General features: G+C 68.9%; 2 protein-coding genes and 1 pseudogene. 2 read left to right on the top strand and 1 reads right to left on the bottom strand.

Annotated elements, in window-relative coordinates:
• A pseudogene (locus ACFWPJ_RS28420) lies at positions 1–256 on the bottom strand (transcriptional repressor); the annotation flags it as partial.
• Between the two features lie 321 nt (positions 257–577).
• Between ACFWPJ_RS28420 and ACFWPJ_RS28415 the strand changes: the two are divergent.
• A complete protein-coding gene (locus ACFWPJ_RS28415) occupies positions 578–1,816 on the top strand; it encodes an APC family permease (protein ID WP_378855912.1) in 1,239 nt (412 codons plus the stop codon).
• A gap of 75 nt (positions 1,817–1,891) precedes the next feature.
• Positions 1,892–3,241, top strand: a complete 1,350-nt coding sequence (locus ACFWPJ_RS28410) for a serine hydrolase domain-containing protein (protein WP_378855910.1) — start codon at positions 1,892–1,894, stop codon at positions 3,239–3,241.
• The last annotated feature ends 126 nt before the right edge of the window (positions 3,242–3,367 follow it).

The following is a 3,367-nucleotide window of genomic DNA, read 5'->3' as shown; positions in this document are numbered from 1 at the left end:
CCACCGGGGCCGGCCCCCCCGGTGTGCGTACCGGGCGCTGTTTCCCACCCCGCCCGCTGGCGTTGAGTACGTCGTACACCGCCTGCGTCGACACCGTGCCCAGCGTTGTCCTGGCCACGGCGGCGATCGCCTCCGCATCCGAATGTGGCTGCGCGGCAACAGCATCCACTACCGCGATCCGGGGCGCGGTGACCCGCAAACCCGCATCACGCAACAGTCGGCGAGCGTCGATCTCCTCGGTGTGCACGACACCCACTCTCCTCCTTTTCTGGAATTAGTCAAGAAATGGAGCCAATCAAGTGCGGTTGCGCGGATCACATCGGGCACGCGGAATAGCTCGCCGGGCGACTCGGTTGAACACCACTGTCGGCGTCCGAACAGCCCCGGGCCTCACCCCTTTGTCGCTACGAGCGACCACTCGCCGAGAGGCGCATGTGGGGCGTCGACACCCTGACGGGCCATCCGGAGAGACGGCCCTTCGACTCGAACGCCGCCAGGTCCCCCTCATCGACCTGGCGGCGTTTGTCATGTCACGGCACGGCTCGCACACCACCCGGCGATGCTCGAGGATGGGGGTATGGCTTCGGAAGCGCGGTTGCGGCGTGGGCTCGGGTTGTGGGACTCGGTGGTGATCGGGCTCGGGGCGATGGTGGGGGCCGGGGTGTTCGCGGCGCTGGGGCCCGCGGCGGGGGTGGCGGGGTCGTGGCTGCTGGTGGCGTTGGGGGTGGCGGCGGTGGTCGCGTATTGCAATGCGATGTCGTCGGCGCGGTTGGCCGCGTTGTATCCGGTGTCGGGTGGGACGTATGTGTACGGGCGGGAGCGGTTGGGGGCGTTCTGGGGGTATCTGGCGGGGTGGGGGTTCGTGGTCGGGAAGACGGCGTCGTGTGCGGCGATGGCGTTGACGGTGGGGAGTTACGCGTGGCCGGAGCAGGCGCATGCGGTCGCGGCGGGGGCGGTAGTGGTGGTGACCGGGATCAACTATGCGGGCGTGCAGAAGTCGGCGCTGGCGACGCGGGTGATCGTGGGGCTGGTGCTCGCGGTGCTCGCCGCGGTGGTGGTGGCCGGGTTCGGCGGGAATCATTCGGCGGCAACGGTTCTCGACGTGGAGATCGGGCCGTATGGCGTGTTGCAGGCGGCGGGGCTGCTGTTCTTCGCGTTCGCCGGGTACGCGCGGATCGCCACGCTCGGCGAGGAGGTGCGCGACCCGGAGCGCACGATTCCGCGGGCGATCATGCTCGCGCTGGCGGGGGCGCTGGCGGTGTACACGCTGGTCGCGGTGGCCGCGCTGCTCACGCTGGGTTCCGGCGGACTCGCGGCGGCGCGCGATCCGCTCGCGCGGGTCGTCGAAGCTGCGGGCGTGGGATGGCTCGCGCCGGTGGTGCGGGCGGGCGCGGTGCTCGCCGCCGCGGGGTCGCTGATGGCGCTGATCCTCGGTGTGTCGCGGACGACGCTGGCCATGGCGCGCGACGGGCATCTGCCGCGCGCGCTCGCCGCGGTGCATCCCCGGTACGCCGTGCCGCATCGCGCGGAGCTCGCCGTGAGCGTCGTCGTCGCGGTACTGGCGGCGACGATGGACCTGCGCGCGGCGATCGGGTTCTCCTCGTTCGCGGTGCTCGGCTACTACCTGGTCGCGAATCTGTCGGCGGCCACCCTCACCGCGGCCGAACGCAGGCCGCCGCGCTGGGTTCCGGTGCTCGGGGCGCTCGGGTGCGTCGTCGTCGGGTTCTCGCTGCCCCTCGGCTCGGTGCTGTCCGGGCTCGGCGTACTGAGTTTCGGCGCGGCAGTGTATGTGGTTCGGGGCTTTACGGGTAGATGAACATACCCGTGATTAGGGGGTCGGGCGGCCCCGCTTTACGGGTTACGGAACTCGGCGCGGGCTACTCTCGGCCGCATGGGGCTGATCAGGGGATTTTTCGCGGGAACGATGGTAGCCACCTTGGGTTCGGCGAGTCTGTTCGCGGGGCCCGCGACCGCCGCCCCTGACACAACGACGACCTGTGCGGTCACCTCGGCACGCGAGCTCGAACGCGCCCGCCCCGAACAGGTCGGCCTCGACTCGGCGAAAGTCGAAGCGGCACTGCGGTTCGCGGCCGGCCGCAACCGATTGAATGTGCAGGTGTTCCGGCACAACTGCCTGGTCGGGGAAGGTCTGCGCAACGACGAGACCGGCAATGTCGCGTGGAACATCTGGAGCGTCACCAAATCGGTGGTGTCGATGCTCGCCGGAATCGCCTCAGACCAGGGCAAACTCGCGATCGATGCGCCGATCGACCACTACCTGCCCGCCGGCCTGGGCGACGCGGCGCACCGCGCGATCACGGTGGAGAACCTGCTCACCGAGACCTCCGGCATGAAGACCGGGGTGCTCACCGAGGGCATCACCGCGGTGATCCCGATCGACCCGAACAGTGCCGTGCAGGCGCTGGCCGTCGAGCTGACCAACCCGCCCGGCACCACGTTCAGCTACAGCCAGCGCAATGTCGACCTGCTGTCGTATGTGATCGAACTGGCCGTCGGCGAACCACTGCAGCAGTTCGCCCAGCGGGAGCTGTTCGACCCGCTCGGCATCGAACGCACCGACTACTACTGGGCGCGTGACCGTTCCGGCCACACCTACGGCTACGCGCATCTGCTGCTGCCGCCCAACGACCTCGCCAAGATCGGGCTGCTCGTCGCCAATGACGGCCGCTGGGGCGATTCGCGGCTGATCTCGTCCGGCTACCTGCGCAAAGCCCGCACACCGTCACCGCAGAACAGCTGCTACGGCTACCTGTTCTGGGTGGGCGCCGGCTGCGCCGAGTCACCGGACTTCCTGCCCGACGACACCTTCTTCATGTCCGGCCTCGGTCTGCAGAACGTCTTCTTCATGCCGAGCCTGGACCTGACGGTGATGTGGACCGGCCCGTTCGGCAACCAGACCAGATACGGGCCCGCCGGGGTGATCGCGCATACAGAGGAACTGCCGCACGAGTTCTTCCGCCGGTTGTTCACCGCGTTCACCGACACGAAAGCGCCCGTCGCGCAGCCGTATGTGGAACCACCGGTGCGGTTCGATCCGAGCACCCTCGTCGACCGCGACATCCTGCTGGCGGTATTCGGGATCGGACCTGGCGCCTATCCCGGCTGCACCGTCTTCAGCTGCCTGAACCAGCCCTTGGCGGCACCGTTCGCCAGTATCCCACCAGGGTGCGCGATCTTGGCCTGCGTCGGTGACGACCCACGCACACCGGGAATCCGTTGACACGAAAACGGGCCGGGGTGGTGTCCCCGCCCGGTTCGACAGCCGTGCGCCGCGGTGTGTGGGGTATTAACCACACCAAGCCCACCAGACCGGAAATGATCGGGGTTGGGGGGGTGGGGGTGGTGA

The organism is Nocardia sp. NPDC058497, from assembly GCF_042720195.1.
Lineage (GTDB): Bacteria > Actinomycetota > Actinomycetes > Mycobacteriales > Mycobacteriaceae > Nocardia.
The sequence above is the reverse complement of the archived record's forward strand: the minus strand, read 5'-3'. Positions and strand labels throughout refer to the sequence as shown.